Source organism: Phenylobacterium sp. FG114, assembly GCF_057809855.1.
Genome location: NZ_JBMDKU010000012.1, coordinates 1 through 26,326 on the forward strand (window position 1 = coordinate 1; position 26,326 = coordinate 26,326).

Consider the following 26,326-nt stretch of genomic DNA (forward strand, 5'->3'; position numbering starts at 1 on the left):
CGGGCGCCGCCGCCGGCGCCGCGGCGGCAGGCGCCGCAGCCTCCTGGGCTACGGCCGTCGACGCCAGCGGCGCCCCGGCCACGGCGGCGGCGAGCATCAGCCCTGCCAGCCGCTGTTTTCCGAAGAATTTCATGATCATATCCCCTTGTCCCGTGTCGCTAGAGCGCCGCCGCGCCGGTCTCGCCCGTCCGGATGCGCACCGCCTCCGAGACGTCGAGGACGAAGATCTTTCCGTCACCGATCTTGCCGGTGGCGGCCGCGGCCTTGATGGCCTCCACCGCCTTGCCCGCCGCCGCGTCGTCGACGACGGCCTCGAGCTTCACCTTGGGCAGGAAGTTGATCTGGTACTCCGCCCCCCGATAGATCTCGGTCTGGCCCTTCTGCCGGCCATATCCCTTGACCTCCGAGACCGTCAGACCTTCCACGCCGGCCCCGACGAGCGCTTCGCGCACGTCGTCCAGCTTGAACGGTTTGACGATCGCCATGATGAGTTTCATCCGCTCGCTCCCGCGTCCGGCCCTGAGGGCGGGCCCAACCCCTCTCGTTCGTCCGAAGACCGCCGCGCCGTTCATCCCCTTGGCGGCGGTCGAAGCGACGCTATGTCGGGGCGCCGCACGGCGCGGACCGCTGGGGTGACGGTTCGATGAAGAAGCCGGCTGGAGCCCAAATCCTGGGCGCCGAGAGCCGCGGGCGCCGGGAATTTGCGCAAATATGGCCGTCCAGAGAGGACGGCGGGCGCTTGACGCATCTAGAGGTCGTCGTAAATCCGGCGCTTTCCGTCCCTAATCTCGCGACTGCCGGGGACGGGAACCGCCTTTATGTCTCCAGCGTAGTCACCTGCGGTCCGACGCTCACCGGGCCGCCGTAACCACAAGGACCACGAATGTCGCCGACCCGCTTCCTCCTCGCCGCCGCCGCCGTCGCCGCAATCGGCGCCGCGCCGCTCGCCGCCCAGGCCCAGGAGCCGGCCGCCGCTTCCGCAGACGCCGCCAAGCCTGTCGCCGTTCAGGGCGATCTCGTCGACACCCTGAAGCTCTCGGGGCAGTTCACCACCTTCGTAGGGGGCATCGACGCCACGAACCTCGCCGGCCTGCTGAAGACCAACAAGAACCTGACGGTCTTCGCGCCGACCGATGCGGCGTTCGCAGCCATGCCGCCCGCCGAGCTGGCGAAGCTGAAGTCCGACAAGACCGCGATGCAGAAGTTCGTCCTGCACCACGTGGTCAACGCACCGATCGACTCCACGAAGATCAAGGGCGCGAAGGGCCCCATTCCTTCGGGCGCCGGCGACACCATCCTGCTCGACGGCAGCGACGAGGGCGGCAAGCTGAAGGTGGATGGCGCGACCATCACCCAGGCCGACCTGCGCACCGGCAGCGGCCTGCTGCACGTCGTGGACCATGTCCTGGTCTCGGGGCAGGGCGCTGTAGAAACCCCCGCCGCGGCCCCGGCCGCCGATGCCTCCGCCACGGCTCCGGCCAAGCAGTAGGCGATAAAACCTAGGGCTCAGGTGGGAACCAACCACCCGCCTGAGCCGTAGAGCGTCAGCACATCGAGGATGGGGCCAGAGATCGCGCCATCAACCGGAGTTCTGACGATGAAGATCGCCCTTTTCGCCACCGCCACGGCCGCTGTCGCCCTCGTGAGCGGCGCAGCCTACGCCCAGGATCCCGCGCCCAAGGCGCCGACCCCCGGGTCGGTCACCGGCGACTGGAACGGGGCCCATTCCCCGACCGACGACAAGCAGTACACCGAGAAGGTGACCGTGCCGGTGGGTTCGGCCCCGGCGTCCGCCGGCATCGCCGCGCCGCCCGTCGACACCGGCGTCGCGGCTACGGCTTCGACCGACGTGACCACCCCGGCGCCTTCGGCGACCGACAACGCCCAGGCCGCCAGCGTCACCACCACGACGGTCACCAATGGGCCGGTGCCCGACACGGCGGAGAACCGCGCCAAGTACGGCCAGCCCATGTCCCGGGCCGGCAAGCGCACGGCCGCCCGCGGGAATTGATCCTGCGCGCGTCCTGAAATCACCCCGCTTCGGCGGGTTGAAGCGAAGGTCGGCGGGCCCTATGGTCCGCCGACTTTTTTGCGACTGCGAACAGCCCGTCCCCCAATGCCCGACCAACCACTGTCTTTTCAGGGCCTTATCCTGAAACTCCATGACTATTGGAGCCGTCAGGGCTGCGCGATTCTGCAGCCCTACGATGTGGAGATCGGGGCCGGCACCCTGTCGCCGATGACCGTGCTGCGAACCCTGGGGCCGAAACCGTGGAAGGTGGCCTATGTGCAGCCCTCGCGCCGGCCGGCCGACGGCCGCTACGGAGAGAACCCCAACCGGCTCCACCAGCACCACCAGTATCAGGTCATCCTCAAGCCCAACCCCGAGAATCTGCAGGAGCTCTACCTGGGCTGCCTGGAGGCCATCGGCATCGATCCCCGGGTGCACGACATCCGCTTCGTCGAGGACGACTGGGAAAACCCCACGGTGGGGGCCTGGGGCTTGGGATGGGAAGTCTGGTGCGACGGGATGGAGATCACCCAGTACACCTACTTCCAGCAGGTGGGCGGCCTAGACGTGTTCCCGGTAGCCGGCGAGCTGACGATCGGGCTGGAGCGGCTCAGCCTGTACCTGCAGGACAAGGACAACGTCTACGACCTGCAGTTCAACGACGAGTTCAAGTACGGCGACATTTACCTGGCCAACGAGCAGCAGTTCTCGGCCTTCGAGCTTGAGGTCGCCGACGTCGCCACGGCCAAGCGCCAGTTCGAGGACATGGAGCGCGAGGTGCCGCGCATCCTGGCCGCGAAGGGACGCCAGGGCCAATCCTTGGCGCTGCCGGCCTACGACCATGTGCTGAAGGCGAGCCACCTGTTCAACATCATGGACGCCCGCGGCGCCATCGCCGTCGCCGAGCGCCAAAGCTACATCGGACGTATCCGCGACCTCTGTAAGATGTGCGCCGAGGCCTGGGTGGCCGACCAAGGCGGGAACGCTTAGAGACCATGCCGCAGCTCCTGCTCGAACTGCTCTCCGAAGAGATCCCCGCGCGCATGCAGGCTGGGGCCGCCCGCGACCTGGAGCGGATGGCCCGCGAGCGCCTGGCCGCCGAGGGCCTCCTGCCCGAGGCGCTGAAGACCTTCGCCGGCTCGCGCCGCCTGACCCTGGTGGCCGAGGGGCTGCCCGAGGCCCAAAAGGACCGGCATGAGGAGCTGAAGGGTCCGCGCACCAACGCGCCGGAACAGGCCCTTGAGGGCTTTCTGCGCAAGAACGGCCTGCAGAAGGCCGATCTCACCGAGAAGGACGGCGTGTGGTTCGCCCACGTCCATCGCAAGGGCCGTCCGACGCCTGAGATCGTCGCCGAGATGGTCGGGGGCATCGTCCGCGAGTTCCCCTGGCCGAAGTCGATGGTGTCCGGGACCAGCAAGCTGCGCTGGGTGCGCCCGCTGCGTCGGATCCTCTGCACCTTCGACGGCGAGGTCGTGCCGTTCCAGGTCGACGGCATCCCGAGCGGCGACACGACCCAGGGCCACCGCTTCATGGGCTCGGGCCAGTCGTTCAAGGCGAAGGACTTCGAGGCCTACGCCGAGAAGCTGGAGAAGCACTACGTCGTTCTCGACCCGCAGGAGCGGAAGGATCGCATCGTCGACGCCGCCCGGACGCTCTGCTTCGCGCGAAACCTGGAGCTCGTCGAGGACCAGGGCCTGCTCGAGGAAGTGGCGGGCCTGGTGGAATGGCCGGTCCCGGTCCTGGGCGACATGGATCCTGCCTTCCTGGACCTGCCGCCCGAGGTGATCCGCACCTCCATGCGGGTCCACCAGCGGTTCTTCGCGGTGCGCGACCCCAAGTCGGGCAAGCTGGCGCCGCACTTCCTCACGGTGGCCAATATCGACGCCACCGATGGCGGGAAGACCATCGCGAGGGGCAATGCCAAGGTGTTGGCCGCGCGACTTTCCGACGCCCGCTTCTTCTGGGACGAAGACCGCAAGACCAGGCTGGAAGACCGCTTGGAGAAGCTGAAGGGCGTGACGTTCCACGCCAAGCTGGGCGCCATGTACGAGCGCGTCGAGCGCCTCGAGATGCTGGCGGCCGCCCTCGCGCCACGGGTCGGGGCCGACGTCGCCAAGGCCACGCAGGCCGCGCGCCTGGCCAAGGCCGACCTGGGCACGGGCGTCGTGGGGGAATTCCCCGAACTCCAAGGGGTCATGGGCGGCTACTATGCCCAGGCCGAGGGGCTTTCGCCGCTCGTCGTCGAGGCGATCCGCGATCACTACAAGCCGGTCGGGGCGAACGACGAGGTTCCTGACCGCCCGGTGACCATGGCGGTGGCGCTGGCCGACAAGCTGGACACCCTGTCCGCCTTCTTCGCGATCAACGAGAAGCCCACCGGTTCGCGCGATCCGTTCGCGCTGCGCCGCGCCGCCCTGGGCGTGATCCGCATCGTGCTGGGCTCGGAGCTGCGCATTCCGCTGCGCCAGGCGGTGGCCGATTGGTACCGATCGCTGCGCTGCTTCGTGGATCCGGGTCGGGCCCTGTGGGTCTCGACGCCGAAGGTGACGGTGCACCTCGGCGCGGGCGGCCGGGCGAAGTCGCAGGAGTTCGAGGTCTACCTGCGGGAATTCGACGAGGCGCTGCTGGGCGGCCCGCCGCAGGTGGTGGCCATGGATCGCGATGTGGACATCGTCTTCGACCGCCTCGAGCGTGAGAAGCCCACGGGGCGCGTGCTCTACGAGTTCCGGCCCTACGACGACGTGGCCGACGAGATCGTGGCGTTCTTCGCCGACCGCCTGCAGGTCTGGCTCCGCGACAGGGGCCAGCGGCACGACCTGGTGGCCGCCATCTTCGCCCTGGGCGATGACGACCTGGTCCGCATCGTGGCGCGCGTGAACGCCCTCGACGCCTTCCTCAAGACCGAGGACGGCGCGAACCTTCTGGCGGGATACAAGCGCGCAGTGAACATCCTCAAGGCCGAGGAGAAGAAGGGTCCGTTGCCCGCCGGCGCGCCGGTGCGGATGGCGTCGTCCTCGGCCGAGGAAATTGCGCTCATCGAAGCGGTTGCGGCGGCGGATGCGAAGCTGGACGCGGCCCTGGACGCCGAGGACTTCGCCGGCGCCATGCGGCTGCTGGCGAGCCTTCGCGCGCCCGTCGACGCTTTCTTCGACAAGGTGTTAGTAAATTCCACGGTATCCGAAGAGCGGGACAACCGCCTTCGCCTCCTGGCGAAGGTTCGTGACGCCATGGGTCAAGTGGCGGATTTCGCTCAGGTTACGGGCTAGCTAGGGGACGAAACGAGATGGCCGAGACGATGGTGAAGACGCGGTGGGTCTATGCCTTCGGCGGCGGCTCGGCCGACGGCGATGCTTCGATGAAGAACCTGCTGGGGGGCAAGGGCGCCAACCTGGCTGAGATGTCGTCGCTGGGCCTGCCGGTGCCTCCAGGCTTCACCGTCACCACCGAGGCCTGCACCCACTACTATTCGAACGGCCGCGCCTATCCGGACGGCCTGCGCGAGCAGGTGGCCGCAGGCCTCGCGAAGGTCGAGCAGATCACCGGCAAGACGTTCGGCGACGCGGCGAACCCGCTGCTGGTCTCGGTGCGCTCGGGGGCGCGGGCCTCGATGCCCGGTATGATGGACACGGTCCTCAATCTGGGCCTGAACGACGAGACGGTGGAAGGCCTGGCCAAGCTGTCGGGCGACCGCCGCTTCGCGTTCGACAGCTACCGCCGCTTCATCCAGATGTACTCGAACGTGGTCCTCGATCTGGACCACCACATGTTCGAAGAGATCCTGGACGACCATAAGGACCGCCTGGACATCCACGTCGACACCGGCCTGTCCGCGCAGGACTGGGAAGCCGTGGTCGCCGACTACAAGCGCGCCGTCGAGGACGAGCGCGGCGAGCCGTTCCCGCAGGACCCGAACGAACAGCTCTGGGGCGCCATCGGGGCCGTGTTCGCCAGCTGGATGAACGACCGGGCCAAGTTCTACCGCCGCATGCACGACATCCCCGAGAGCTGGGGCACGGCGGTGAACATCCAGTCCATGGTGTTCGGCAACATGGGCGACGGTTCGGCCACGGGCGTGGCCTTCACGCGCAATCCCTCGACGGGCGACAACCGCCTCTACGGCGAGTTCCTGATCAACGCCCAGGGCGAGGACGTGGTCGCCGGCATCCGCACGCCGCAGCCCCTGACCAAGGTGGCCCGCGAGGAGATGGGCGACACGAACCCTTCGATGGAAGAGGCGCTTCCCGAGGTGTTCGCCCAGTTCAAGGAGGTCGTCGGTAAGCTCGAGAAGCACTACCGCGACATGCAGGATATCGAGTTCACGGTCGAACAGGGCCGGCTCTACATGCTGCAGACCCGCAACGGGAAGCGCACCGCAAAGGCGGCGCTGAAAGTGGCGGTCGACCTGGCCAACGAAGGCCTGATCACCAAGGCCGAAGCGGTGATGCGCGTCGAGCCCGGGTCGCTGGATCAGTTGCTTCATCCGACCATCGATCCCGCGAGCCCGCGCGACGTGGTAGCCACAGGACTGCCGGCGTCGCCCGGCGCAGCCACGGGCAAGGTGGTGTTCACGGCCGAGGAAGCCGAGAAGCTGGGCGGCTCTGGCGAGGCGGTGATCCTGGTCCGCGAGGAAACCTCTCCGGAAGACATCCGCGGCATGGATGCCGCCCGCGGCATCGTGACCGCCCGCGGCGGCATGACCAGCCACGCGGCCGTGGTGGCGCGCGGCATGGGCCGGCCCTGCGTCTCGGGCGCGGGCGAGATCCACATCGACGCGCGCACCGGCGAGTTCCGCGCGCGCGGCCAGTCGATCAAGGCGTACGACATCATCACCATCGACGGCTCGACCGGCGAGGTGCTGAAGGGCGCGGTGAAGATGATCGAACCGGAGCTGTCGGGCGATTTCGCCGCGCTGATGGCCTGGGCCGACGAGGTGCGCCGCCTGAAGGTTCGCGCCAACGCCGAGACCGCGCTCGACGCACAGACCGCCCGCCAATTCGGCGCCGAGGGCATCGGCCTGTGCCGCACCGAGCACATGTTCTTCGATCCGGACCGGATCGCCGCCGTGCGCGAAATGATCCTCGCCGACGACGTGGCCGGCCGGAAGCAGGCGCTGGCCAAGATCCTGCCCATGCAGCGCCAGGACTTCGTCGACCTGTTCAAGATCATGGAGGGCCTGCCGGTCACCATCCGCCTGCTGGACCCGCCGTTGCACGAGTTCCTGCCGCACACCGAAGAGGATGTGCAGGCGGTGGCCGAGGCCACCGGCCTGGACGCCGCCAAGCTGCTGCGTCGGGCCCAGGAGATGCACGAGGTGAACCCGATGCTGGGCCACCGCGGTTGCCGCCTGGGGGTGTCGTACCCCGAGATCTACGAGATGCAGGTCCGCGCCATCATCGAAGCGGCCTGTGAGGTCGCCGCCGAGGGCCGCCCCGCTCCGATCCCGGAGATCATGCATCCGCTGGTCGCCAAGGGCGAGGAGATGAAGTTCCTGCGCCAGCTCACGGACAAGACGGCGAAAGAGGTGATCGCCGAGAAGGGCGTCGCCATCGAGTACATGGTCGGCACCATGGTCGAGCTGCCGCGCGCGGCGATCCGGGCCGGCGACCTGGCCGAGTACGCCGAGTTCTTCTCGTTCGGCACCAACGACCTGACGCAGACGACCTTCGGCATCAGCCGCGACGACAGCGGCAGGTTCCTGAACGCCTATATCGACAAGGGCATCTTCGAGAAGGACCCCTTCGTCAGCCTCGACCAGGAAGGGGTCGGCGACCTGATCAAGATCGCCGCCGAACGTGGCCGCGCGGCCCGGCCGAACGTCAAGCTCGGCATCTGCGGCGAGCACGGCGGCGACCCGGCCTCGATCCAATTCTGCGAGGCCGTGGGCTTGGACTACGTGAGTTGCTCACCCTACCGCGTGCCCATCGCGAGGCTCGCGGCGGCGCAGGCCGCCATCGGGGAGCGCGAGAAGGACCGGTAGTGCTTCCAGTTGCTCCCCCGCTGGGGGAGCTCCCGCGAAGCAGGTGAGGGGGCTTCCTCCCGGAGGGTAGGACGCCCCTTGCCTCGAAGCGGAAGAGGAAACCTCCCTCCGTCGCCTTCGGCGACACCTCCCCCAACGGGGGAGGGACTAGATCACCAACTCCAGTCCTTCGCCGACTTGCGGCAACCGCCGTCCTTCCAGCCGGTCCAGCCGCGGCCGCGGACGACCTGGCCGGGCCGCGCGTCCGTGGGTTCGCCGTTCGCCAGCGCGAGATGGCCGTTGACCACCACCTCGCTGACGCCGGTGGAGAACTGCTGCGGCTTCTCGAAGGTGGCGTGGTCCTGGACGGTCGCCGGGTCGAAGACCACCACGTCGGCGTAGTTCCCGACCTTCAGCATGCCCCGGTCGTGGAGGCCCAGGTTGTGGGCGGGCAGCGCCGAGAGCTTCCGCACCGCTTCGCCGAGCGTGAGCCGCTTCTCGTCGCGCACGTACTTGGCCAGTAGGCGTGAGAAGTTGCCGTAGGCGCGGGGATGGGTCGACGACAGCAGGAACGGTCCCTCCGGCGCCTGGCCCTCGGCGTCGGAGCCGAAGCTCATCCAGGGCAGGGCGGTCTGGCGCGCGACATTGGCCTCGTCCATCAGGAAATAGACCACCTGGACGCGGCTGCCGTCTTCGATGACCAGGTCGATGGCGGCGTCCTGCGGACTGACGCCGCGTTCCTGGGCCACTTGGGCCAGGGTCTTGCCGGTCAGCGGCTTGAGCTTGGGGTTCTTGAAGCCGACCAGCAGGGTGCCCTCGGCGCCGGCGTGCCGCTGCAGGTTTTCGAAGCCGACCGGCTCGCCGATCATCTCGGCCTTCACCTTCGCCCGGGTGGCGGGGTCCTTCAGCCGCGCGATCCACTGCTCGACGCCGCCGGCCTGCACCCAGGTGGGCATGGCCGCGTCCAGGCCGGTGGAACCGGCGGGATAGGTGTACATGTCGGCTGTGATCCGCAGGCCATCCCCGCGCGCCGCCTCGATCTGTTTCAACACGCCGTCGAGCTTGCCCCAGTTCGGCTTGCCGCTGGCCTTCAGGTGATAGATCTCGGCCGGCGCGCCCGAGCGCCGCGAGATGGTGATCAGCTCGTCCACCGCCTGCTCCAGCCGGTTTCCCTCGGAGCGCATGTGGCTGATGTACATACCGCCACAGCGGCCCGCCTCGGTGACCAGGGCCACCAGCTCGTCCGTCTCGGCGTAGCTGCCCGGGGCGTAGATCAGCGAGGAGCCGACGCCCATCGCGCCGTCCTCCATGGCCTTGGTCACCAGCGCCCGCATCTGGGCCAGTTGCTCGGGGGTGGGGTCCACGTCCCCTTCGCCCAGCACATGGATGCGGGTGCTCGCGGCGCCGATGAACGAGGCCACGTTCACCGAGACGCCCTTGTTCTCGAGGAAGCGCAGGTATTCGTCGAGCGTGGTCCAGGCGACCGGGTATTTGATGTCGCCCTGCCGCTGGACGGCCAGGCGCTTCATCTCGGGGCTGAGCGGCCCCATGGAGTCGCCTTCGCCCATCACCTCCAGGGTCACGCCCTGCTTGAGCTCGGACAGCGCACGGCCGTCCTGGATCAGGCTCTCGGTCGACCAGGACAGCATGTTGATGAAGCCGGGCGAGACGGCCTTGCCGGTCGCGTCGACCGTCTTCGTCGCCGCGCCGGGGCACACGCCCACGCAGGCGACCCGCTGGCCCCTGATCGCGACGTCGCCCTTCACCGGGGCGCCGCCCGAGCCGTCGTAGATCTCGCCGCCCCGGATCGCGAGGTCGTACTGGGGCGCGGAGATTGCCGTCGACGCGGACAGGCACAGGGCCACGGCGGTGGCGGCGAACAGCTTGGTCATGCGGGACTCCCTCAGCCGGGGGAGCCTAGCCTCACCGCTTGCGGACGAACACCGTCCCGGCCGAATAGCCCGCCCCGAACGAGCAGATCAGGCCGGTGTCGCCCGCCGCGAAGTCGTCGTTGGCCTTGTGGAAGGCGATGATCGAGCCGGCCGACGAGGTGTTGGCGTACTCGTCCAGGATGATCACGTTCTCGCCCGGCGCCGGTTCGCGGCCCAGGACGCGCTTCCCGATCATCTCGTTCATGTTGATGTTGGCCTGGTGCAGCCAGAGGCGCTTCAGGCCGTGGGGATCGAGGCCCAGCTCGTTTGCGTGCTCGACGATCATCTCCGAGACCATCGGCACCACCTCGCGGAACACCTTGCGGCCCTCCTGCACGAACAGCTTGTCGGGCTTGCCGATCCCCTCGGGCGCGCCGCGGTTCAGGAAGCCGAAGTTGTTGCGGATGTTGTTGGAGAACTGGGTCTTGAGCCGCGTGCCGAGGATATCCCAGCCGGCCCCCTTGCCTGAACCTGAGGCGTCCTCGGCGCGCTCGACGATCACGGCCGTGGCGACGTCCCCGAAGATGAAGTGGCTGTCGCGGTCGCGGAAGTTGAGGTGGCCGGAACAGATCTCCGGATTGACCATCAGCACGGCCCGAGCGGAGCCCGAGCCTACGAAGTCGGCGGCGGTCTTGATGCCGAAGGTCGCCGATGAGCACGCCACGTTCATGTCGAACGCGAAGCCCTCGATGCCCAACGCCTGCTGCACCTCGATGGCCATGGCCGGATAGGCTCGTTGCATGTTGGACGCCGCGCAGATCACGGCGCCGATCTGGCTGACGTCCTTGCCCCAGCGCGCGATCGCATCCTTCGCCGCGGCGACGGCGATCTCGGCCAGCAGGGAGATCTCCTCGTTCGGACGTTCGGGGATATTCGGCGCCATCCGCTCGGGGTCGATCAGGCCGGTCTTGTCGACCACGAACCGCGACTTTATGCCCGAGGCCTTCTCGATGAACTCGGCGGAGGAGGGCGTCAGCGCCTGGACCTCGCCCGCGGCGATGGCCTCCGCGTTCCGTTCGTTGAAGCGGGCCACATAGGTGTTGAAGGTCTCGACCAGTTCTTCGTTCGAGAGGCTGTAGGGCGGCGTATAGAGCCCCGTGGCGGCGATCACCGCGTCGGTCATTCGTCTTCCTTCCGGACTTTGGCCGCCTGATTACCACGACCATGCGCCGCGTCACCTTGGACGTCGGGAAGGCCTGTTGCAGGAAGGCCACAGACACCAACTGAACAAACCTTCGCCAAAGAACCGTCTGCGCCGGGCCGCGTTTGGCGTCGATCCCTCACGGGACTGGGCGGGCTGTCCAGAACGAGTACGGAGTTCCTCCCCCAAAATGAAAAAAGCTCTCATTGCCACGGCCGCCCTGGCCGCCATCGCCGCTGTCCCCGCCTTTGCGCAGGCCCAGATCGCCTCCACCGCCGCGGTCCCCACGGGTGTATACGGCGGCGTCAGCGCCGGGATCGCCGACGGCAGCGGCGTCGACCTCGGCGTGATTGGCGCCAGGCTCGGCTATCGCTTCAACAACTTCATCGGCGTCGAGGGCGACCTCGGCACCGGCCTGAAGAGCGACACCGACACCATCGCCGGCGTCGATGTGAACACGAAGCTGAAGTACGACGCCGCCGCCTATGGCGTGGGCTTCCTGCCGATCGGCCCGAACACCGACATGCTCGCCCGCGTCGGCTACGGCACCACCAAGCTGCGCGCCAAGGCGGCCGGGGTCTCGGCCTCCGATTCCCAGGAGTCCTGGAACTTCGGCGTGGGCGCCCAGCACCACTTCGACGGTCAGAACGGCATCCGCGTCGACTTCACCCGCAAGGAGTTCGAGGACAGCTCGGCTCACGCCAACGTGTGGACGGTCGGTTACACGCGCCGCTTCTAAGGCGCCCGGAGCTTCGGGCGCCGGCGCGTTCCCAGTCCCTCCCAGGGACGCCAGCGCCTGAAGGAAGGCCACCCTGTCGCAGGGTGGCCTTTTCCTTGACCGGCCGTCGTCGCGCGCCCACGCTCGGCGGCTCGAAAGTCGAGTTTGGGAGAGCCTGCCATGGACGAGGCCTTCTTCGTTCAACTGGCCGCGTCGACGGCGGCGGTCGGCGTGCTGGTCGCCATCGCGGCCTGGGCCAAGATTTCCAGGCCGTCCGGCCCGCTGGACGAGCACAAGGCCCGCGGCCTGTTCGAGTACGAGTTCCCCGGGCGCAAGCTGGACGCCGTCTGGGTGGCTTCGGATGGGGCCGGGGCGCTAGCCAAGTCCGGCGGTCTCGCCCTGGTGATATGCCAGGTGGGCGACGGCTTTGCCGCCCGCCAGATCCCGTGGGCCCAGGCCATCGCCGCCAGCTTCAAGAATGGCAAGCTCTGCGTGGACCTCGCGGACATCGCCGCGCCGCGCGCCACCATCTCGCTGCCGTCGTGGCCGCCCAAGGACCTCGCCGCATGATGAAGGCCGAGTTCGACCCGGTCACCCTCGCGACGCCGTTCTTCATCCTCTCGATCATCCTGGAGATCGTCCTGGCCCGCCTGGGCAAGGCGGACGCGCGCTACGAGACCAGGGATACGGCGGTGTCCCTGGGGATGGGGCTGATGTCGTCGGTGGCCGGGCTGCTGACGGCGGGCCTGGTTTTCGCCTGCACGCTCTGGGTCTACGAGCACCGGCTGTTCACGATCCCGATGACGGCGATCTGGGCCTGGGTGGCGATCTTCCTGCTGGAGGATCTGACCTACTACGTCTTCCACCGCGTCAGCCACGAGCGGCGGTTCTGGTGGGCGGCCCACGTGAACCACCACACCAGCCAGCACTACAACCTGTCGACGGCGCTGCGGCAGACCTGGACCGGCGGCGTGGCGGGCACCTGGCTGCTTTGGCTGCCCCTGGCCTGGCTGGGCTTCCCGCCGGCCATGATCGCCATCCAGAAGGGGATCAGCCTCGTCTACCAGTACTGGATCCATACCGAGGCGATCAAAAAGCTGCCGCGCTGGTTCGAGGCGGTGTTCAACACGCCATCGCATCACCGGGTGCATCACGCCCGCAACGCCGTCTACCTCGACCGCAACTACGCAGGCATCCTGATCATTTGGGACAAGATGTTCGGCACCTTCCAGCCCGAGTTGGAAGCGGAGCCCTGCAAGTACGGGGTGGTGAAGAACCTCGCGACCTTCAACATCCTCCGCGTGGCGTTCCATGAGTGGATCGCCATGGCCTCCGACGCCCTACGCCACCCGCGTCACGCTTTGGGCTACGTTTTCGGCCCCCCCGGCTGGAGCCACGACGGCAGCCGCGAGACCAGCGCGATGATCAAGGCGCGGACTAGTCCCGCAACAGCGGCAGGCTCAGCCCCGACACCGGCCGAGCCCCAAGGATCTCGCGCCTGAAGCGGAACAGCTCGGCGGGGCGGCCGCCCGTGTCGGCGTCCAGGCGACCCAGGCCCTCAACCAGCTCGGCGCGCTCCAGCGCGCGCCGGAAGTTTTGCTTGTGCAGGGGGACGCCGGCGATCGCCTCGACCGTCCGCTGCAGGGCCGAGAGCGTGAAGGCGTCCGGCATCAGCTCGAACACCACCGGGCGATACTTGAGCTTGCCGCGGAGCCGACCCAGCGCGGTCGCCAGGATGCGCCGGTGGTCCGAGGCCATCGGTTCGCCCAGAGCCGCCGTCAGCGCTTCGCCGCGCGCGGGGGCCGCTTCGCCGCGGTCGCGGGCGGCCTCGGAGACCAGGCCCGCCTCGTAGAGCAGCTCGTAGCGCTCCAGCACGCGCTCCTCGTTCCAGGGTGCGCCATCCAGGGCGAACAGCAGCCGCGCGCGGGCGAGCCGCTGGGCGTCGTTGCCGGCCCAGGTCCGAAGCGCCGCCTCCACCGCATCGAACGCCGCGGGACGGCCCATGCGCCAGTCCTCCCACGGGAAGATCCGCGACCAGGGCCGCCATTCGCTCCCCGCGAAGTGGGTGTCGACCGCCGCGGGGGCCAGCGCCAGGTAGCCCACGGAAATCACCCGCGCGGCGGCGTCGCCGTCGCCCAGGTCGGCGAGCGGCGCGTCGCGGCCCTTGTCGCCGAAGGTGTAGAGCTGCTCGACATAACCCAGGTCGAACCGCGTCTGTTCGGTCACGAAGGCCCGCAGCGCCAGCTCGAAGGTGCGGTGGCCATCGGGGTCGAACGGGCCGAACGGCAGGCTGGTGAGATCGCCGCCCGCCGTCTTCTGTCGGACGGTGAGCGCGACGGCTTCGCCATCCTTGATGGCCACCACCACCGCCGACAGACCGATGACGAGCGTGCTGGTCATTCGGTGTCAAACGCCTGGGCGTGACTGACGTAGCCTGCCGCCTCGGAGAGCACCTCGAAGCGGCGGACGTAGTGCGCTTGGGCCTCGAATGGAGCCTGCGGCTCGATGGTCAGCGCATAGCCGGCCGGCGGCGCGCCGAAAAAGTCCAGGCTCTCGGCGTGGCTGAAGCCGGCCAGTTGCGTGGCCTCGAAGAACGCGCAGGCGCGGTCAGCCTGCTTGATCAGCTTCTTGATCGCGGTCGGCGTCTTGGCAGGCAAGCCGAAGCGCACGTGGATCGCGTTCTCCAGCCGCTCTTCGAACAGCTTATAGTCATACCCCAACGCCGCCTTGAACGGGCTGATCATGTCGCCGATCACATATTCCGATGCGTCGTGCAGCAGAGCCGCCAGCCGCCAGCGTGGCTCGATGTCGGGCTGGATGTGGGCGACGATCTCCTCGACCACCACCGAATGCTGCGCCACCGAGAAGGCATGCTCGCCGACGGTCTGGCCGTTCCAGCGCGCAACCCGGGCCAGCCCGTGGGCAATGTCCTCGATCTCGATATCCATGGGGGAGGGGTCGAGAAGGTCCAGCCGGCGGCCCGACAACATCCGCTGCCAGGCTCGGGGCGCCTCCTTCGTGCGACGCAGCCCTTTCCTCACCCGCGCATTCCTTTCACTGTCGAGGTCGTGAACTGGCCCAGGGACTGACAAAGATCAATCCGGGTCGGAACAGGATAGAAGATGATGGGGCGTGAAGAGGATGCACATATGAGTTGGGCGCGCATCATGGCGCCGTTGTCGGGCGGACAGGGCGACGCGGCGGCCGTGGCCGCTGCAGCGATGATCGCCGAGCCCTTCGGCGCGGAACTGGCCTGCGTCTACACACCGGCCGACGTCGCCGACGTCATGCCCTGGATGGGCGAGGGGTTCCTGGGCGGCGTCCAGACCACGGCCCTGGAGTCGCTGAAGGAGGCGACCGCCGCCGGCGAGGCCAACGCGCGCAAGGCGGCCGAGAGCGTTCGATACGCCAAGAGCCAGTTCGTGGCCCTGCAGACCCCCGTGTGGGCCGGCCTCTCCGCCGAGAGCCGACTCTCGGACGTGGTTGTGTTCACGGGCGACCCCGCGCGCGGCCGCGGCCCGCTCGCCGAGGCCTTCCAGCAGATGGTGGCCGACGAGCAGCGCCCGGTGCTGATCGCCCGCGAAGGCCTCAAGGTCGGCGGCGTCGTGGCGGTGGCCTGGGATGGCGGCAAGGAAGCGTCGCGCGCCGCGCGGCTGGCCACGCCCCTGCTCGAAAAGGCGTCGAAGGTGGTGATCATCGCCGCGCCTAAGGCCAGTTCGCGCACCTTCGATCCGACGCGTCTGCAGAGCTACTACGCCGCTCGCGGCGTGGCGTCCGAGGTGCAGCTTTTGACGGATAGCGGCGACGCAGCGCCGGCGATCCTGCATGCGGCGGCCTCGGCCGGCGCGGACATCCTGGTAGCCGGCGCGTTCGGCCACCCGAGGCTGCAGGAGTTCATCTTCGGCGGGACCACCCGTACGCTGCTGAACTCGGACAGCCCCAGCCTGTTTCTCTCACACTAGAATTTCCATCCAAAACCTAGAGGTGATGCCATGACCCTGTCGCGCATCGTGATGCGGCTGGCCCGCAATCCCGGAACCGAGTTCGCTGGGGGCGACGACCATCGCGGCTATTCGCTGACCGCGCCGCTGACGGCCGACGGGATGCTGGACGAGGCCGCCTACGGCAAGGCGCGCGACGCCTGCACCGTGCGCCGGTTCGCGCCGGATGAAGATCCCGTCGACGGCCGCCTGGCGCGCAAGGGCCAGCGTTGGTTCTTCGACTACGACGAAGAGGACTCGGCCGACGACGAGCCCGTGCACCGCCTCGGGCAGCACCGCTTTGCCGTCGGAGAGTATGTCACGGTCACCGACGAAGACGGCCGGCCGCTGACCTACAAGGTGGTCGAGGTGCAACCGGCGGCCTGAGGACCGCAAGGCCGTTGGCCGCGCCTGCGGCCGGCGGCCCGCGGCGGCGTCAGACGCCGCCGTTCTTCCGCACGAGCTTCTTCACATCGGGATAGATGTCGTGGCCGTCGGGTCCTTCGGACTTCGACTTCACGACAGCGATGGTCAGCGGCCCACGCTTGGGTCCGCCTGCCTCGTAGCCGACGAAACGGTAGCCGGCGGGCAGGTCCTCGCCGGTGTAGATGAACATGGCGCGCAGGCCGCGCTTCTCGGGATTCAGCGCCTCGCCGCGCAGACGCACGTCGCGGCGCATGCGGATCGTGGCGCCGTCGTCGCCCGCATTCACGCGGAGGGGGCCGATCTGGACGTCGGCGGTGTCATTCGCATCGTCCGCGACGATGTGGACGCCGGGCAGGTTCACGCGGGTCTTGCCGTTGCTCTCCGTGACCACGCCCTTCTGGTCCTCGCCGTCCACCGTGACCTTGATGTCCAGGCCGTTGGTGTCCTCGCGGGCCTCCTTGGCCGCCTTTTCGGCGGCCGCGACGGCCTCGGCGCCGGCCTTGCCGGGGGCGGTCGCGTCCTTACCTTCGCTGACGGCCGCGGGAGCCCGATCGGCGAGCAGCGTCTTCTCGACGGAGGCGAGGGTGGCGTCGACGCCCCCTGTCACATTGACGAGCTGCAGCGTGACCTCGGCGCCGTCCTTGGTGGCGTAGGTGCAGGCCTTGCCGTCAGGCGAGGCGGAGGTCCGGGTCAGGTCGCCCTGGGTGGTGGGGCAGTCCAAGGCCGCGCGCGTCGGCGGCACCCGGGGGCCGCAGGCCGCGGCGGTCAGGGCCAGGGCCGAGGCGGTGAGCAGAAACAGCGGCTTCATATGAAAAGGGCTCCGTCCTAGCCCTGAAGGCTGGCCGGAGCCCTTCGAAAAGGCGAGTGAATTCGCCGTAACGCCGAGGCGTATTGAGTTACTGTTGCCCGGGGCGCGCCGCCCCTTCGCGCCGCGCCAGGAAGGCGAGGCGTTCGAACAGGTGCACGTCCTGCTCGTTCTTGAGCAGAGCGCCATGCAGCGGCGGAATCAGCTTGGTGGGATCCTTCTCGGCCAGCGCATCGCCGTCGATGTCTTCGACCATCAGCAGCTTCAGCCAGTCCAGGAGCTCCGAGGTAGACGGCTTCTTCTTCAGTCCAGGCACCTTGCGCATGTCGTAGAAGATGCGCAGCGCCTCGGCGACCAGCTTGTTCTTGATCCCTGGATAGTGGACGTCGACGATCTCCTGCATCGTCTCGGCGTCGGGGAAGCGGATGTAGTGGAAGAAGCAGCGGCGCAGGAACGCGTCGGGCAGCTCCTTCTCGTTGTTGGACGTGATGATCACGATCGGGCGGACGGCGGCCTTGATCGTCTCATTGGTCTCGTAAACGTAGAATTCCATCCGATCGAGCTCCTGCAGGAGGTCGTTCGGGAATTCGATGTCGGCCTTGTCGATCTCGTCGATGAGCAGGACGGGGCGGCCGCCGTGCTCGAACGCCTCCCAGAGCTTGCCCTTCTTGATGTAGTTCTTGACGTCCTTGACCCGCTCGTCGCCGAGCTGACTGTCGCGCAGACGGCTGACCGCGTCGTACTCGTAGAGGCCCATGGTGGCCTTGGTGGTCGACTTGACGTGCCAGGTGATCAGGTCGGATCCCAGCGCCTTGGCGATCTCGTAGGCCAGGACCGTCTTTCCGGTGCCGGGTTCGCCCTTGATCAGGAGCGGGCGCTCCAGGGCGATGGCGGCGTTGACCGCCACCTTCAGGTCTTCGGTAGCGACGTAGTTGTCGGTCCCTTCGAAACGCTGGCTCATCTAGGCTCCCCGCGTGGGCGCCACGCCCACGTTCGAACAGTTGTTTGTCTGGCCGCAGACTATAGGCCTGTACCGGATGTTCAAGCGCGTTCGCCCCGACGCTAGGGAAGGGCGCAGGCCATTGCCCGGCGGGGAGACGCGGAATAGTCCTTGCGATCAGCAGGCGCACTCACGAGGTCATCGGACTTGAACCTGGCGATCCTTCAGGCGCGGATGACCTCCAGCCGGTTGCCCGGCAAAGTGATGGCGCCGGTCCAGGGCGAACCGATGATCGGTCGGCAGCTGGAGCGCCTGGCTCGATCCGCGCGCATCGGTCGCATCGTGGTCGCCACCAGCACCGATCCTTCGGACGACCCGCTGGCGGCGTATGTGGCGGGGCTGGGGCATCTGGTGTTCCGCGGGTCCCTGACCGACGTGCTGGACCGGTTCGCGGGCGCCATGGCCCTGGTTCCGGAGGCCGATACGGTGGTGCGGCTTACCGCGGACTGCCCGCTGGCGGACTGGCAGGTGATCGACGCCACCATCGACTGCTACCACGATGCGGGCGCCGACTACGCCAGCAACACGCCGGCGGTGCGCACCTACCCCCACGGCCTCGATACCGAGGTGATGCGTCGCGCGGCGCTGGAGCGGGCCTGCCGCGAAGCCACCGATCCCTACGAGCGCGAGCACGTGACCCCGTTCATCTACCGCCGGCCGGACCTGTTCGAGCTGGCCTACCTGTCCCAGTCGCCGTCGCGCGCGCATCTGCGCTGGACGGTGGATTTTCCGGAGGACCTCGCCTTCGTGCGCGACGTCTACCAGCGCCTCTATCCGGGAAATCCGGCCTTCACGAGCGCCGATGTCGAAGCCCTGGCGCACAACAGTTCGGGAGCCGCCGCATGAGCGCGCCGGAAATCCTCCTCCGCCCCGTCGAGGCTGCCGACAAGGACCGGCTTCGCACTTGGCGGAACCTGCCCGAAATCTCGGCGTGGATGTACAGCGACCACCTGATCTCGGAAGCCGAGCATGAGCGGTGGTTCAACGCCGCACTGGCCGATCCGGCGCGCAAATACTGGATCATCCAGCTCGACGGCCGCCCGGTTGGCCTGGCCAACCTCTACGACATCGCTCCACAGCACCGGAAATGCTCGTGGGCCTACTATCTGGCCGACCCGTCGACCCGGGGGAAGGGTGTCGGAGCCTTTGTCGAGTTCCAGGTGATCGAGCACGTCTTCACGGACCACGGCCTCAACAAGCTGTGCTGCGAGGTGCTCGTCGGCAACGAGGCGGTCTGGAAACTCCACGAGTCATTCGGCTTCCGACGCGAGGCGTTGCTGCGCGCGCACGTATGGAAGAACGGCGCGCCGCTCGACGTCGTCGGCCTGGGCCTGCTCGCGGAGGACTGGGCCGTGCAAAGACCGCACAGCCTTGCCCGGCTACGTGAGAAGGGCTTCGACCTCAACTAGCGCTTCGCCCGGCCGTCCGGGCCGGTGTAGCCCAGGTCCTGGACGTCGGCGTCGTCCACCTTTCGCGCTTCGAAGTTGCTGAAGTCGTCCTCACCGCCGTCCACCGCGTCGGCGTCGCGGGTCTCTTCCAGGCCATCGATGTCACTGCGCGCGATCCGGGCGTCGTCGTAACTGTCTTCCGGGCCCTGGCCGTCGAGGTCGTCTTCACGCTCGGCGGTGGCGGCCCTGTAGTCCAGCTCGTCGTCCTCTTCCGTGTCCGCGTCGTCGATGGCGTCGGGGTCGAATTCGTCGGCGTCGAGTGCCAGGGCCTCGTCGTCGTCGCGGTCGCCGTCGACCTGGGTCAGGTCCTCGACCTCGGGCAGTTCCTCGAAGGTGCGCTCTTCGCCCAGCTCCGAGCCGTCGTCGTCGAGCAGGGCGTCATAGGCCTCGGCTCCGTCCTGGGCGTCTTGGCCGTCGAGATCGGGTCGTTCGGACATCGGGGACTCCTCGCGCTGCGCCGGTCTCGGCGCCTTGCGCGATCAATCCCTGGAACGGGTCAGCGTTCCGCCGCGAAGGCCTCGACCGCCTCGCCCACCGCCTCCATCACCGGGCCCCAGTTGCCGAACGCCGGCGTGGTGAAGGTGCGCGCCTGGGGATACCAGGGGTATCGGGACGTCCCGAGGCGGGTCCAGGCGCCTGGCACCGAAATCAGCCAGGTCGGTGCGCCGCAGGCGGCTCCCAGGTTCAGCGTCGCGTTGGAGAAGCCCACGACGAGGTCCACGGCGCAGCAGAGCGCGGCGACGTCGTCCAGGTCCTGCTTCAGATCGATGCCGGGCGGGGTCCAGATGCGAACGCCGTAATCGCGTTCCGCGACCTCGATCTCGTCCGAACAGTCGCCGTATTGCAGGTTCACGAACGTCACGCCCTTGGCCTGCAGCACCGGCGCCCAGTCGGCGAAGGGCGAGAAGAAGCGGCGCCGGGCGCTGTTCACGAGGTTGCTCTTCCAGAGCAGCCCGACCTTGACCCCTTCGGGCGCCTTCTCGAGCTCCCGCTTCCAGTGGGCGACGCGCTCGGGGTCCGGCGCCATGAAGCCCGCGCGGTCCGGGTAGGCGTTGATCGAGCGCCGGAACTCGCGCAACAGCGACCCCATCGGCGCCCAGAGGTCGAACGCCGCGAAGTCCTCGATGAAGGGCAGGGTGCGATAGGTGCGGCCCGTCTTCAGGAAGGTTGCGTGCGGTCCGACCGTCGCGGTGGGGAAGCTGCGCTGGAACAGCGGGACCAGGCGCGGTTCGACAGCGATGGTCAGCCGGCCGTCGGGCCCCAGGGCCTCGATCACGTCGGGCAGCAGGTTCGCGAACAGCACCTCGTCGCCAAGGCCCTGTTCGCCGACGACCAGCAGCGACTTTCCGGCCAAGTCGGCGCCCGGCTTCCAGTCGGCGACGTTCAGCACAAAGAACGTCGAATCGGGGTGGTGCGGATGGAGACGCGACTCGTACTCGTCCCAGCCCTCGCCGGTTCGGCCCAGGGTGAGGAGGATAGTCGAGAGCGACAGCCGCATCAGCTGGCGCTCCTCGTCCGACATCTGATGCGTCATGGCCCGCTCGCACAGCGTCAGGGCTTCATCAGCGTCGCCCTGGGACAGCCGCGCGGTGCTGAGGTTGTAGATGGCCTTCGCGAAGTTCTCGTCCAGCCGGACGGCCTCGCGGAAGAAGATCTCGGCGTTGGTGTAGTCGCCTTGCTCGGCCATCACCGTGCCCATGGTGTTCCACAGCATCGGCACGTCGGGCTTGGCCACGATGGCCGATCGGAGAAGGTCGGTGGCCTCGTCGTAAGCTTGGCGGTCGCGCAGGACGCAGGCCAGGTTGTTGCTGCCCTCGTGATGCCCGGGATGCCGCGCCAGGAAATGGCGAAACAGCTTTTCAGCGTGCTCCTTCATGTTGAGGCGGTAAGCGAGGCGGCCCAGGTCGTTGGCGACCTCGGCGTGGTCGGGCAGCAGGCGCAGCGCGGTCTCGTAGGCCGTAATGGCCGTGCCGAAGTCGCCCGCGCGCTCGCGGCTGATGGCCAGGAGGTACCAGCCGAAGCCGTTGGTCTCGTCCTTGTCGAGCGCCTTGAGCGCCCACTCGGCGCCTTCCTGGTGGCGCTCGGCGTTGAGCGCCGCCACCGCCCGGTCGAGCATCGGCTTCACGGCCAGGGCCCGCAGCTCGCTCATGGCCTGGGTCAGCCGCGACAGGGCTTCCCTGGAGCCGGCCTGGCCCACCGTTCCGCCCACCATCCGCGGCGCGCTGGCTGCGGGTCCGACAGCGCTCTCGAGCGCGTGGGCGGACGCGGCGCTGGGCGGGGCCTTGGGCGTCATGGGACAGGGACTCCGGAGGATGGTCCGCCAGTTGCCCCGATTATGCTTAATCCGCGCTTAAGGTGGTCGCCGAAAGCGCCCGGCAATCGGGCGTTAACGGACAATGGGTAAGCGTAGGGTGCGTTCGGACCCAAGGAGGGCGAATATGGTTCATTCGAATCGCATCGCCGGTTCTTGGACTCCGAAAACAGGGGGCGGGACTTGCCGCTGAAGCTGTCACTGAGGCCCGGAGAGAAATTCGTTCTGAACGGCGCGGTCGTTCAGAACGGTGATCGCCGGGCCGTGCTCGTCCTCCAGAACAAGGCTTCCGTCCTTCGCGAGAAGGACATCATGCAGCCCGACGAGGTCCAGACACCTGCGCGGCGGATCTATTTCCCCGTGATGATGATGTACCTCGATGAGACGGCGGCCGAACGTCACTACGACGAGTTCGTCCGACGGCTGACGGAATTCATGGGGGTCATTTCGAACCCCACGATCCTGGCGGAGTGCGTGAACATCTCGAAGCACTGCATGGCGCGCGAGTACTACAAGGCGCTCATGCTCTGCCGGAAACTCATCGAGTACGAAGACGAAAGGCTGGGGAATGTCCCTTCAGGCGTATCAACAGGCGGCGACGCGGGCTGAGAATCCCCGCGACATGGAATACCGTCTGTTCGCGCAGGTGACCCGCGCGCTGATGGAAGCTTCCAAGCTCGACCGGACGGAAGTGGCTAAGCGCGTCGACGCCCTGGATTGGAACCGCCGACTGTGGGCGACGCTCGGCGCCGACTGTTCCAGCTCGGGCAACCAACTGCCGGCCCCCCTGCGGGCGTCGATCATCTCGCTGAGCATCTGGGTGAGCAAGCACACCACCCTGGTGATCCGAAACCAGGAGGATTTCGAGCCCCTGATCGAGGTCAACCGCATGATCATGCAGGGCCTCGCGAACCAGGGCGCTCAGGCCGCCGCCTGAGCCTCACCTTGATCGCGAGCTGACAAAGGCCGCAGCCATGCTGCGGCCTTTTTGCTGCGTCGGGGAAAAGGCGCTCGGCAGGTCCTGCCGGGCTGCAGAATATAGCTAAGCAGCGCTAGAAGTCGCGTTGCGGCGTTATCCAAAAACCATAGGCAAAACAAGCACATATCAACGGTCGGTCGTGGTTAATCCTGGCCCGGCGCTTGCGAGGCCTTGAGGGAGCGAAAAATCGCTCGCCGGCAGAAGTCCGGACACCCCTCCAGAATGGAAGGACTACCCAATGGCCAATTCGGTCAACACGAACGTCAGCGCCATGATCGCGCTGCAAAACCTGAACATGACCAACGCCGACCTGGCGAAGACTCAAGGGAGGATCAACACCGGGCTTCGGATCGCGAACGCGAAGGAAAACGGCGCCGTCTGGGCCATCGCCCAGAACCAACGCGCCGCGTCCCAGTCGCTGAACGCTGTCCGTGAGTCGCTCCAGCGCGGCCAATCGACGGTGGATGTGGCCATCTCGGCCGGCGAAACCGTTTCGGACCTGCTCCTTCAGATGAAGGAAAAGGCTCTGGCCTCGGCCGACGCGTCGCTGGACACCAACAGCCGCACCGCCCTGAACGAAGACTTCAAGGCTCTGCGTGATCAGCTCGCCAAGGCCGTGAACAATGCCGAGTTCAACGGCATCAACATGGTCAAGTCGGGCGGCACGACGATCGCGGCTCTGGCGAACTCCGACGCGACGTCGAAGATCACGGTGACGGCGCAGAGCCTGGCTCTGGGCGGTTCCAACGTGACGGTTGGCGCGGCCTCGACGATCGGCACGATCACGTCGGCCACGGCGATGATCACGGCGGTCAACGCCTCGATCGTCAACGTGTCGACTGCGCTGAGCAAGCTGGGCACGGGCTCCAAGTCGCTGGGCTCGCACCTGGACTTCGTCAACAAGCTCCAGGACTCGATCGACGCCGGCGTGGGCAACCTCGTCGACGCCGACCTGGCGAAGGAAAGCGCCAAGCTCCAGTCGCTGCAGACCAAGCAGCAGCTGGGCGTCCAGGCGCTGGGCATCGCCAACCAGTCCTCGTCGATCCTGCTGGGTCTGTTCCGGTAGAGTTCATAAGCCCCGGGCGCGCTTCACGGCCCGCCCGGGGCCTCTTTCCGCCCCGGCAGAAGCTGCCGCATGGGCGCGGCAATTTTTGCCGATCAGGGGTCCAGCTAGGCAAGAGTTGCCGGGCAAGAGTAACCCTTACAACCCAATAACGTAATCATCCCAGTGAGTTGACCGTCATTCCGTTAACGCCGGAATGGCCTGCGGATTGCTGCTTCACGTGCAGGGCAAAACGCCCACCGGCGCCAGAACGGAGCCGGCTCCTTACAATGAAGGACTGCTACGATGACCAATTCGGTCAACACCAATGTCGGCGCCATGGTTGCGCTGCAAAACCTGAATCAGACCAACAACGACCTGCAAACGACTCAAGCCCGGATCAACACGGGCAAGAAGATCAACAACGCCAAGGACAACGGCGCCGTCTGGGCTATCGCTCAGAACCAACGCGCCGCCTCCCAGTCGCTGAATGCGGTTCGTGAATCGCTGCAGCGTGGTCAATCGACGGTGGACGTGGCCATCTCGGCCGGTGAAACCGTTTCCGACCTGCTCCTGCAGATGAAGGAAAAGGCTCTGGCCTCGGCCGACGCCTCGCTGGACACCAACAGCCGCACCGCCCTGAACGAAGACTTCAAGGCTCTGCGCGACCAGCTCAAGAAGGCCGTGGACAATGCCGAATTCAACGGCATCAACATGGTCAAGTCGGGCGGCACGACGATCGCGGCCCTGGCGAACTCCGATGCGACCTCGAAGATCACGGTTGCGGCCCAGAGCCTTGCCCTGGGCGGCTCCAACGTGACCGTCGCCGCGGCGGGCACCATCGGCACGATCACGTCGGCGACGGCGATGATCGCGACGGTGAACACGTCGATCACCAACGTCTCGACGGCGCTGAGCAAGCTCGGCACCGGCTCGAAGTCGCTGGGCTCGCACCTGGACTTCGTCAACAAGCTTCAGGACTCGATCGACGCCGGCGTGGGCAACCTCGTCGACGCCGACCTGGCGAAGGAAAGCGCCCGCCTCCAGTCGCTGCAGACCAAGCAGCAGCTGGGCGTCCAGGCGCTGGGCATCGCCAACCAGTCCTCGTCGATCCTGCTCGGCCTCTTCCGTTAAGGCCTGGCGCCGGGGAGCCGCCCGCGCGGCTGGCCGGTTCATCAGTTGCATCGGCGGGCGGGGGAAACCCCGTCCGCCGGTCGCACTAAGTCTGGAGCGCTGTACGCCAGTTCAGCGAAGGAGACATGGACAGTAAGGCAACGGCCGTCGCGCCCGCGCCGGTGTCCGCAACGACCCAGCCGCAGCCTGTCGCGCCCGCCCAGAGCGAGCCGCCGGCGGCGAAGGGTCCGGACACGGTCGAGATGCGACTGGTCATCGAACAGGATCAAGCCACCGGTTCCTACGTCTACAAGACGATCAACCGGGTCACCGGCGAGGTCATCCAGCAGCTTCCCAGGGCCGAGATCCTGAAGTTGCGGGACGCCCTCCAATACGAGGCCGGCTCGGTCATCCAGACCAAGGCCTGATCCGGGAGCTACGGCTGCCTCCTGAACCGGGACAAATTGTCCCAACCGCCCCAGGCGCGCCTGGCGGCGGCGAACGTCGTTAATGTTGTTAACCATATTGGAACCAGGGCTTCCTAGCCTGAAGCCACGTCCGGGTAGCGAGTCGCTGCCGAGGGCGTCCCGCCGCTAGGAGAGCGTCATGACGATCAGCGTCAACACGAACAAGTCCGCGCTGACCGCGCTGCAGAACCTGAACCGGACCAACGACGAGCTGGCCAACACCCAGAACCGCGTCAACACCGGTCTTCGGATCGCGAACGCCAAGGACAACGCCGCCGTCTGGGCCATCGCCCAGGGGCAGCGGGCCGACATCGGCGCCCTCGGCGCGGTGCGCATGAGCCTGGATCGCGCCCAATCCATCGCCGAAGTGAGCATGACCGCGGGCGAGACCATCTCCGACCTGCTGGTGGACCTGAAGTCCAAGGTCGTCGCCGCGATGGACACCTCGCTGGATACGGCCTCGCGCACGGCGCTGAATTCCGACTTCCGCTCGATCCTGCGCCAGATCACCCAGGTCGTGGCGAACGCCACGTTCGACGGCGCGAACCTCCTGGACGGCTCGGTGGGCGCCAACATCCAGTTCCTGGCGAACGCCGAGGCGACGCAGCGGATCACGCTCTCGACTCAGAACATGTCGCTGGGCGGCGGTATCCTGACCGTGGCCTCGACGGCCTCGATCACCACTGTGACGCTCGCCACGGGCGTTCTCGGCTCGCTGAACACCTCGATCAGCCAGGTGAACCAGGCGCTGGGCAACCTCGGCTCGCAGGGCAAGCAGATCGAGGCTCACCTGGGCTTCGTCTCCAAGCTCACCGACGTGCTGGAAGCTGGGGTCGGCAACCTTGTGGACGCCGACCTAGCCAAGGAAAGCGCTCGCCTCCAGGGCCTGCAGGTGCAGCAGCAGCTGGGCGCCCAGGCGCTGTCGATCGCCAACCAGGCGCCGCAGATCGTGCTGCAGCTCTTCCGCGGCGGCTAGGCCGCCAGACGTTTCCGTTGGG

Annotated in this window: 27 protein-coding genes; 18 read left to right on the forward strand and 9 right to left on the reverse strand. The window is 67.5% G+C overall.

Annotated features, from left to right (window positions below; genetic code table 11):
* Positions 1 to 158 precede the first annotated feature (158 nt).
* Complete coding sequence (locus tag ACODSY_RS18810; RefSeq protein WP_068878565.1) at positions 159 to 497, reverse strand: P-II family nitrogen regulator; 339 nt, start codon at positions 495 to 497, stop codon at positions 159 to 161.
* 386 nt (positions 498 to 883) lie between these two features.
* Between ACODSY_RS18810 and ACODSY_RS18815 the strand changes: the two genes are divergently transcribed.
* The 5 genes from ACODSY_RS18815 (at position 884) to ppdK (ending at position 7,988) form a co-directional block, all read left to right on the forward strand.
* Positions 884 to 1,489: a fasciclin domain-containing protein gene (locus ACODSY_RS18815; protein WP_488953412.1), complete on the forward strand. Its 606-nt coding sequence runs from the start codon at positions 884 to 886 to the stop codon at positions 1,487 to 1,489.
* A gap of 108 nt (positions 1,490 to 1,597) precedes the next feature.
* Positions 1,598 to 2,011 (forward strand): hypothetical protein, encoded by a 414-nt coding sequence (locus ACODSY_RS18820; protein ID WP_488953413.1) that lies wholly within the window; start codon positions 1,598 to 1,600, stop codon positions 2,009 to 2,011.
* A gap of 105 nt (positions 2,012 to 2,116) precedes the next feature.
* Positions 2,117 to 3,001 carry a glycine--tRNA ligase subunit alpha gene (locus tag ACODSY_RS18825; RefSeq protein ID WP_488953414.1) on the forward strand — a complete coding sequence of 295 codons (885 nt, stop codon included), beginning with the start codon at positions 2,117 to 2,119 and terminating at the stop codon, positions 2,999 to 3,001.
* A 5-nt stretch (positions 3,002 to 3,006) separates the two neighbouring features.
* Positions 3,007 to 5,277, forward strand: a complete 2,271-nt coding sequence (gene glyS / locus ACODSY_RS18830) for a glycine--tRNA ligase subunit beta (protein ID WP_488953415.1) — start codon at positions 3,007 to 3,009, stop codon at positions 5,275 to 5,277.
* 17 nt (positions 5,278 to 5,294) lie between these two features.
* Positions 5,295 to 7,988 (forward strand): pyruvate, phosphate dikinase, encoded by a 2,694-nt coding sequence (gene ppdK, locus ACODSY_RS18835; RefSeq protein ID WP_488953416.1) that lies wholly within the window; start codon positions 5,295 to 5,297, stop codon positions 7,986 to 7,988.
* Positions 7,989 to 8,140: 152 nt separating this feature from the next.
* Here the strand turns inward: ppdK and ACODSY_RS18840 are convergent, their stop codons facing one another.
* The gene (locus ACODSY_RS18840; protein ID WP_488953417.1) at positions 8,141 to 9,859 is read right to left on the reverse strand and encodes an N-acyl-D-amino-acid deacylase family protein; all 1,719 of its coding nucleotides are present in this window, start codon (positions 9,857 to 9,859) and stop codon (positions 8,141 to 8,143) included.
* Positions 9,860 to 9,890: 31 nt separating this feature from the next.
* Positions 9,891 to 11,021, reverse strand: coding sequence for a beta-ketoacyl-ACP synthase III (locus ACODSY_RS18845; RefSeq protein WP_488953418.1), 1,131 nt, complete (start codon positions 11,019 to 11,021; stop codon positions 9,891 to 9,893).
* A 208-nt stretch (positions 11,022 to 11,229) separates the two neighbouring features.
* Here ACODSY_RS18845 and ACODSY_RS18850 point away from each other — a divergent pair, with 208 nt between their 5' ends.
* From ACODSY_RS18850 to ACODSY_RS18860, 3 genes are all read left to right on the forward strand, one after another.
* A complete protein-coding gene (locus tag ACODSY_RS18850) occupies positions 11,230 to 11,778 on the forward strand; it encodes a porin family protein (RefSeq protein WP_488953419.1) in 549 nt (182 codons plus the stop codon).
* Between the two features lie 159 nt (positions 11,779 to 11,937).
* Positions 11,938 to 12,327 carry a hypothetical protein gene (locus ACODSY_RS18855; RefSeq protein WP_488953420.1) on the forward strand — a complete coding sequence of 130 codons (390 nt, stop codon included), beginning with the start codon at positions 11,938 to 11,940 and terminating at the stop codon, positions 12,325 to 12,327.
* The gene (locus ACODSY_RS18860; RefSeq protein WP_488953421.1) at positions 12,324 to 13,259 is read left to right on the forward strand and encodes a sterol desaturase family protein; all 936 of its coding nucleotides are present in this window, start codon (positions 12,324 to 12,326) and stop codon (positions 13,257 to 13,259) included. Before ACODSY_RS18855 ends, ACODSY_RS18860 begins: the two co-directional genes overlap by 4 nt.
* Here the strand turns inward: ACODSY_RS18860 and ACODSY_RS18865 are convergent.
* Positions 13,195 to 14,157: an NUDIX hydrolase gene (locus tag ACODSY_RS18865; protein ID WP_488953422.1), complete on the reverse strand. Its 963-nt coding sequence runs from the start codon at positions 14,155 to 14,157 to the stop codon at positions 13,195 to 13,197. The genes ACODSY_RS18860 and ACODSY_RS18865 overlap by 65 nt on opposite strands.
* On the reverse strand, positions 14,154 to 14,798 hold the full coding sequence (locus ACODSY_RS18870; protein WP_488953423.1) for a YfbR-like 5'-deoxynucleotidase: 645 nt from the start codon (positions 14,796 to 14,798) through the stop codon (positions 14,154 to 14,156). Before ACODSY_RS18870 ends, ACODSY_RS18865 begins: the two co-directional genes overlap by 4 nt.
* 108 nt (positions 14,799 to 14,906) lie before the next feature.
* Between ACODSY_RS18870 and ACODSY_RS18875 the strand changes: the two genes are divergently transcribed.
* Entirely contained in the window at positions 14,907 to 15,719 is an 813-nt protein-coding gene (locus tag ACODSY_RS18875) for a universal stress protein (protein ID WP_488953424.1), read from the forward strand.
* A 30-nt stretch (positions 15,720 to 15,749) separates the two neighbouring features.
* A complete protein-coding gene (locus tag ACODSY_RS18880) occupies positions 15,750 to 16,124 on the forward strand; it encodes a hypothetical protein (protein WP_488953425.1) in 375 nt (124 codons plus the stop codon).
* Between the two features lie 49 nt (positions 16,125 to 16,173).
* On the opposite strand, the gene ACODSY_RS18885 is transcribed toward ACODSY_RS18880, so the two are convergent.
* Both ACODSY_RS18885 and ACODSY_RS18890 read right to left on the reverse strand, forming a co-directional pair.
* Positions 16,174 to 16,971, reverse strand: a complete 798-nt coding sequence (locus ACODSY_RS18885; RefSeq protein WP_488953426.1) for a hypothetical protein — start codon at positions 16,969 to 16,971, stop codon at positions 16,174 to 16,176.
* A gap of 88 nt (positions 16,972 to 17,059) precedes the next feature.
* Positions 17,060 to 17,929, reverse strand: a complete 870-nt coding sequence (locus ACODSY_RS18890) for an AAA family ATPase (protein WP_488953427.1) — start codon at positions 17,927 to 17,929, stop codon at positions 17,060 to 17,062.
* Between the two features lie 186 nt (positions 17,930 to 18,115).
* Between ACODSY_RS18890 and ACODSY_RS18895 the strand changes: the two genes are divergently transcribed.
* On the forward strand, positions 18,116 to 18,814 hold the full coding sequence (locus ACODSY_RS18895; RefSeq protein WP_488953428.1) for a cytidylyltransferase domain-containing protein: 699 nt from the start codon (positions 18,116 to 18,118) through the stop codon (positions 18,812 to 18,814).
* Positions 18,811 to 19,377, forward strand: a complete 567-nt coding sequence (pseH, locus tag ACODSY_RS18900) for a UDP-4-amino-4,6-dideoxy-N-acetyl-beta-L-altrosamine N-acetyltransferase (protein ID WP_488953429.1) — start codon at positions 18,811 to 18,813, stop codon at positions 19,375 to 19,377. The genes ACODSY_RS18895 and pseH overlap by 4 nt, the downstream gene beginning before the upstream one ends.
* On the opposite strand, the gene ACODSY_RS18905 is transcribed toward pseH, so the two are convergent.
* The gene (locus ACODSY_RS18905) at positions 19,374 to 19,853 is read right to left on the reverse strand and encodes a hypothetical protein (RefSeq protein ID WP_488953430.1); all 480 of its coding nucleotides are present in this window, start codon (positions 19,851 to 19,853) and stop codon (positions 19,374 to 19,376) included. The two genes, pseH and ACODSY_RS18905, sit on opposite strands and share 4 nt — an antisense overlap.
* Positions 19,854 to 19,912: 59 nt before the next feature.
* The gene (locus tag ACODSY_RS18910) at positions 19,913 to 21,709 is read right to left on the reverse strand and encodes a tetratricopeptide repeat protein (protein ID WP_488953431.1); all 1,797 of its coding nucleotides are present in this window, start codon (positions 21,707 to 21,709) and stop codon (positions 19,913 to 19,915) included.
* A gap of 201 nt (positions 21,710 to 21,910) precedes the next feature.
* On the opposite strand from ACODSY_RS18910, the gene flbT reads away from it, so the two are divergent.
* From flbT to ACODSY_RS18940, 6 genes are all read left to right on the forward strand, one after another.
* Positions 21,911 to 22,336 (forward strand): flagellar biosynthesis repressor FlbT, encoded by a 426-nt coding sequence (gene flbT / locus ACODSY_RS18915; RefSeq protein WP_488953432.1) that lies wholly within the window; start codon positions 21,911 to 21,913, stop codon positions 22,334 to 22,336.
* Positions 22,296 to 22,664 (forward strand): flagellar biosynthesis regulator FlaF, encoded by a 369-nt coding sequence (gene flaF / locus ACODSY_RS18920; RefSeq protein ID WP_488953433.1) that lies wholly within the window; start codon positions 22,296 to 22,298, stop codon positions 22,662 to 22,664. The genes flbT and flaF overlap by 41 nt, the downstream gene beginning before the upstream one ends.
* Positions 22,665 to 22,944: 280 nt before the next feature.
* Entirely contained in the window at positions 22,945 to 23,772 is an 828-nt protein-coding gene (locus tag ACODSY_RS18925) for a flagellin (protein WP_488953434.1), read from the forward strand.
* A 282-nt stretch (positions 23,773 to 24,054) separates the two neighbouring features.
* Positions 24,055 to 24,882, forward strand: a complete 828-nt coding sequence (locus ACODSY_RS18930) for a flagellin (protein ID WP_488953435.1) — start codon at positions 24,055 to 24,057, stop codon at positions 24,880 to 24,882.
* 125 nt (positions 24,883 to 25,007) lie between these two features.
* Positions 25,008 to 25,289 (forward strand): flagellar protein FlaG, encoded by a 282-nt coding sequence (locus tag ACODSY_RS18935; RefSeq protein ID WP_488953436.1) that lies wholly within the window; start codon positions 25,008 to 25,010, stop codon positions 25,287 to 25,289.
* A 178-nt stretch (positions 25,290 to 25,467) separates the two neighbouring features.
* Complete coding sequence (locus tag ACODSY_RS18940) at positions 25,468 to 26,304, forward strand: flagellin (protein WP_488953437.1); 837 nt, start codon at positions 25,468 to 25,470, stop codon at positions 26,302 to 26,304.
* Positions 26,305 to 26,326: the final 22 nt, after the last annotated feature.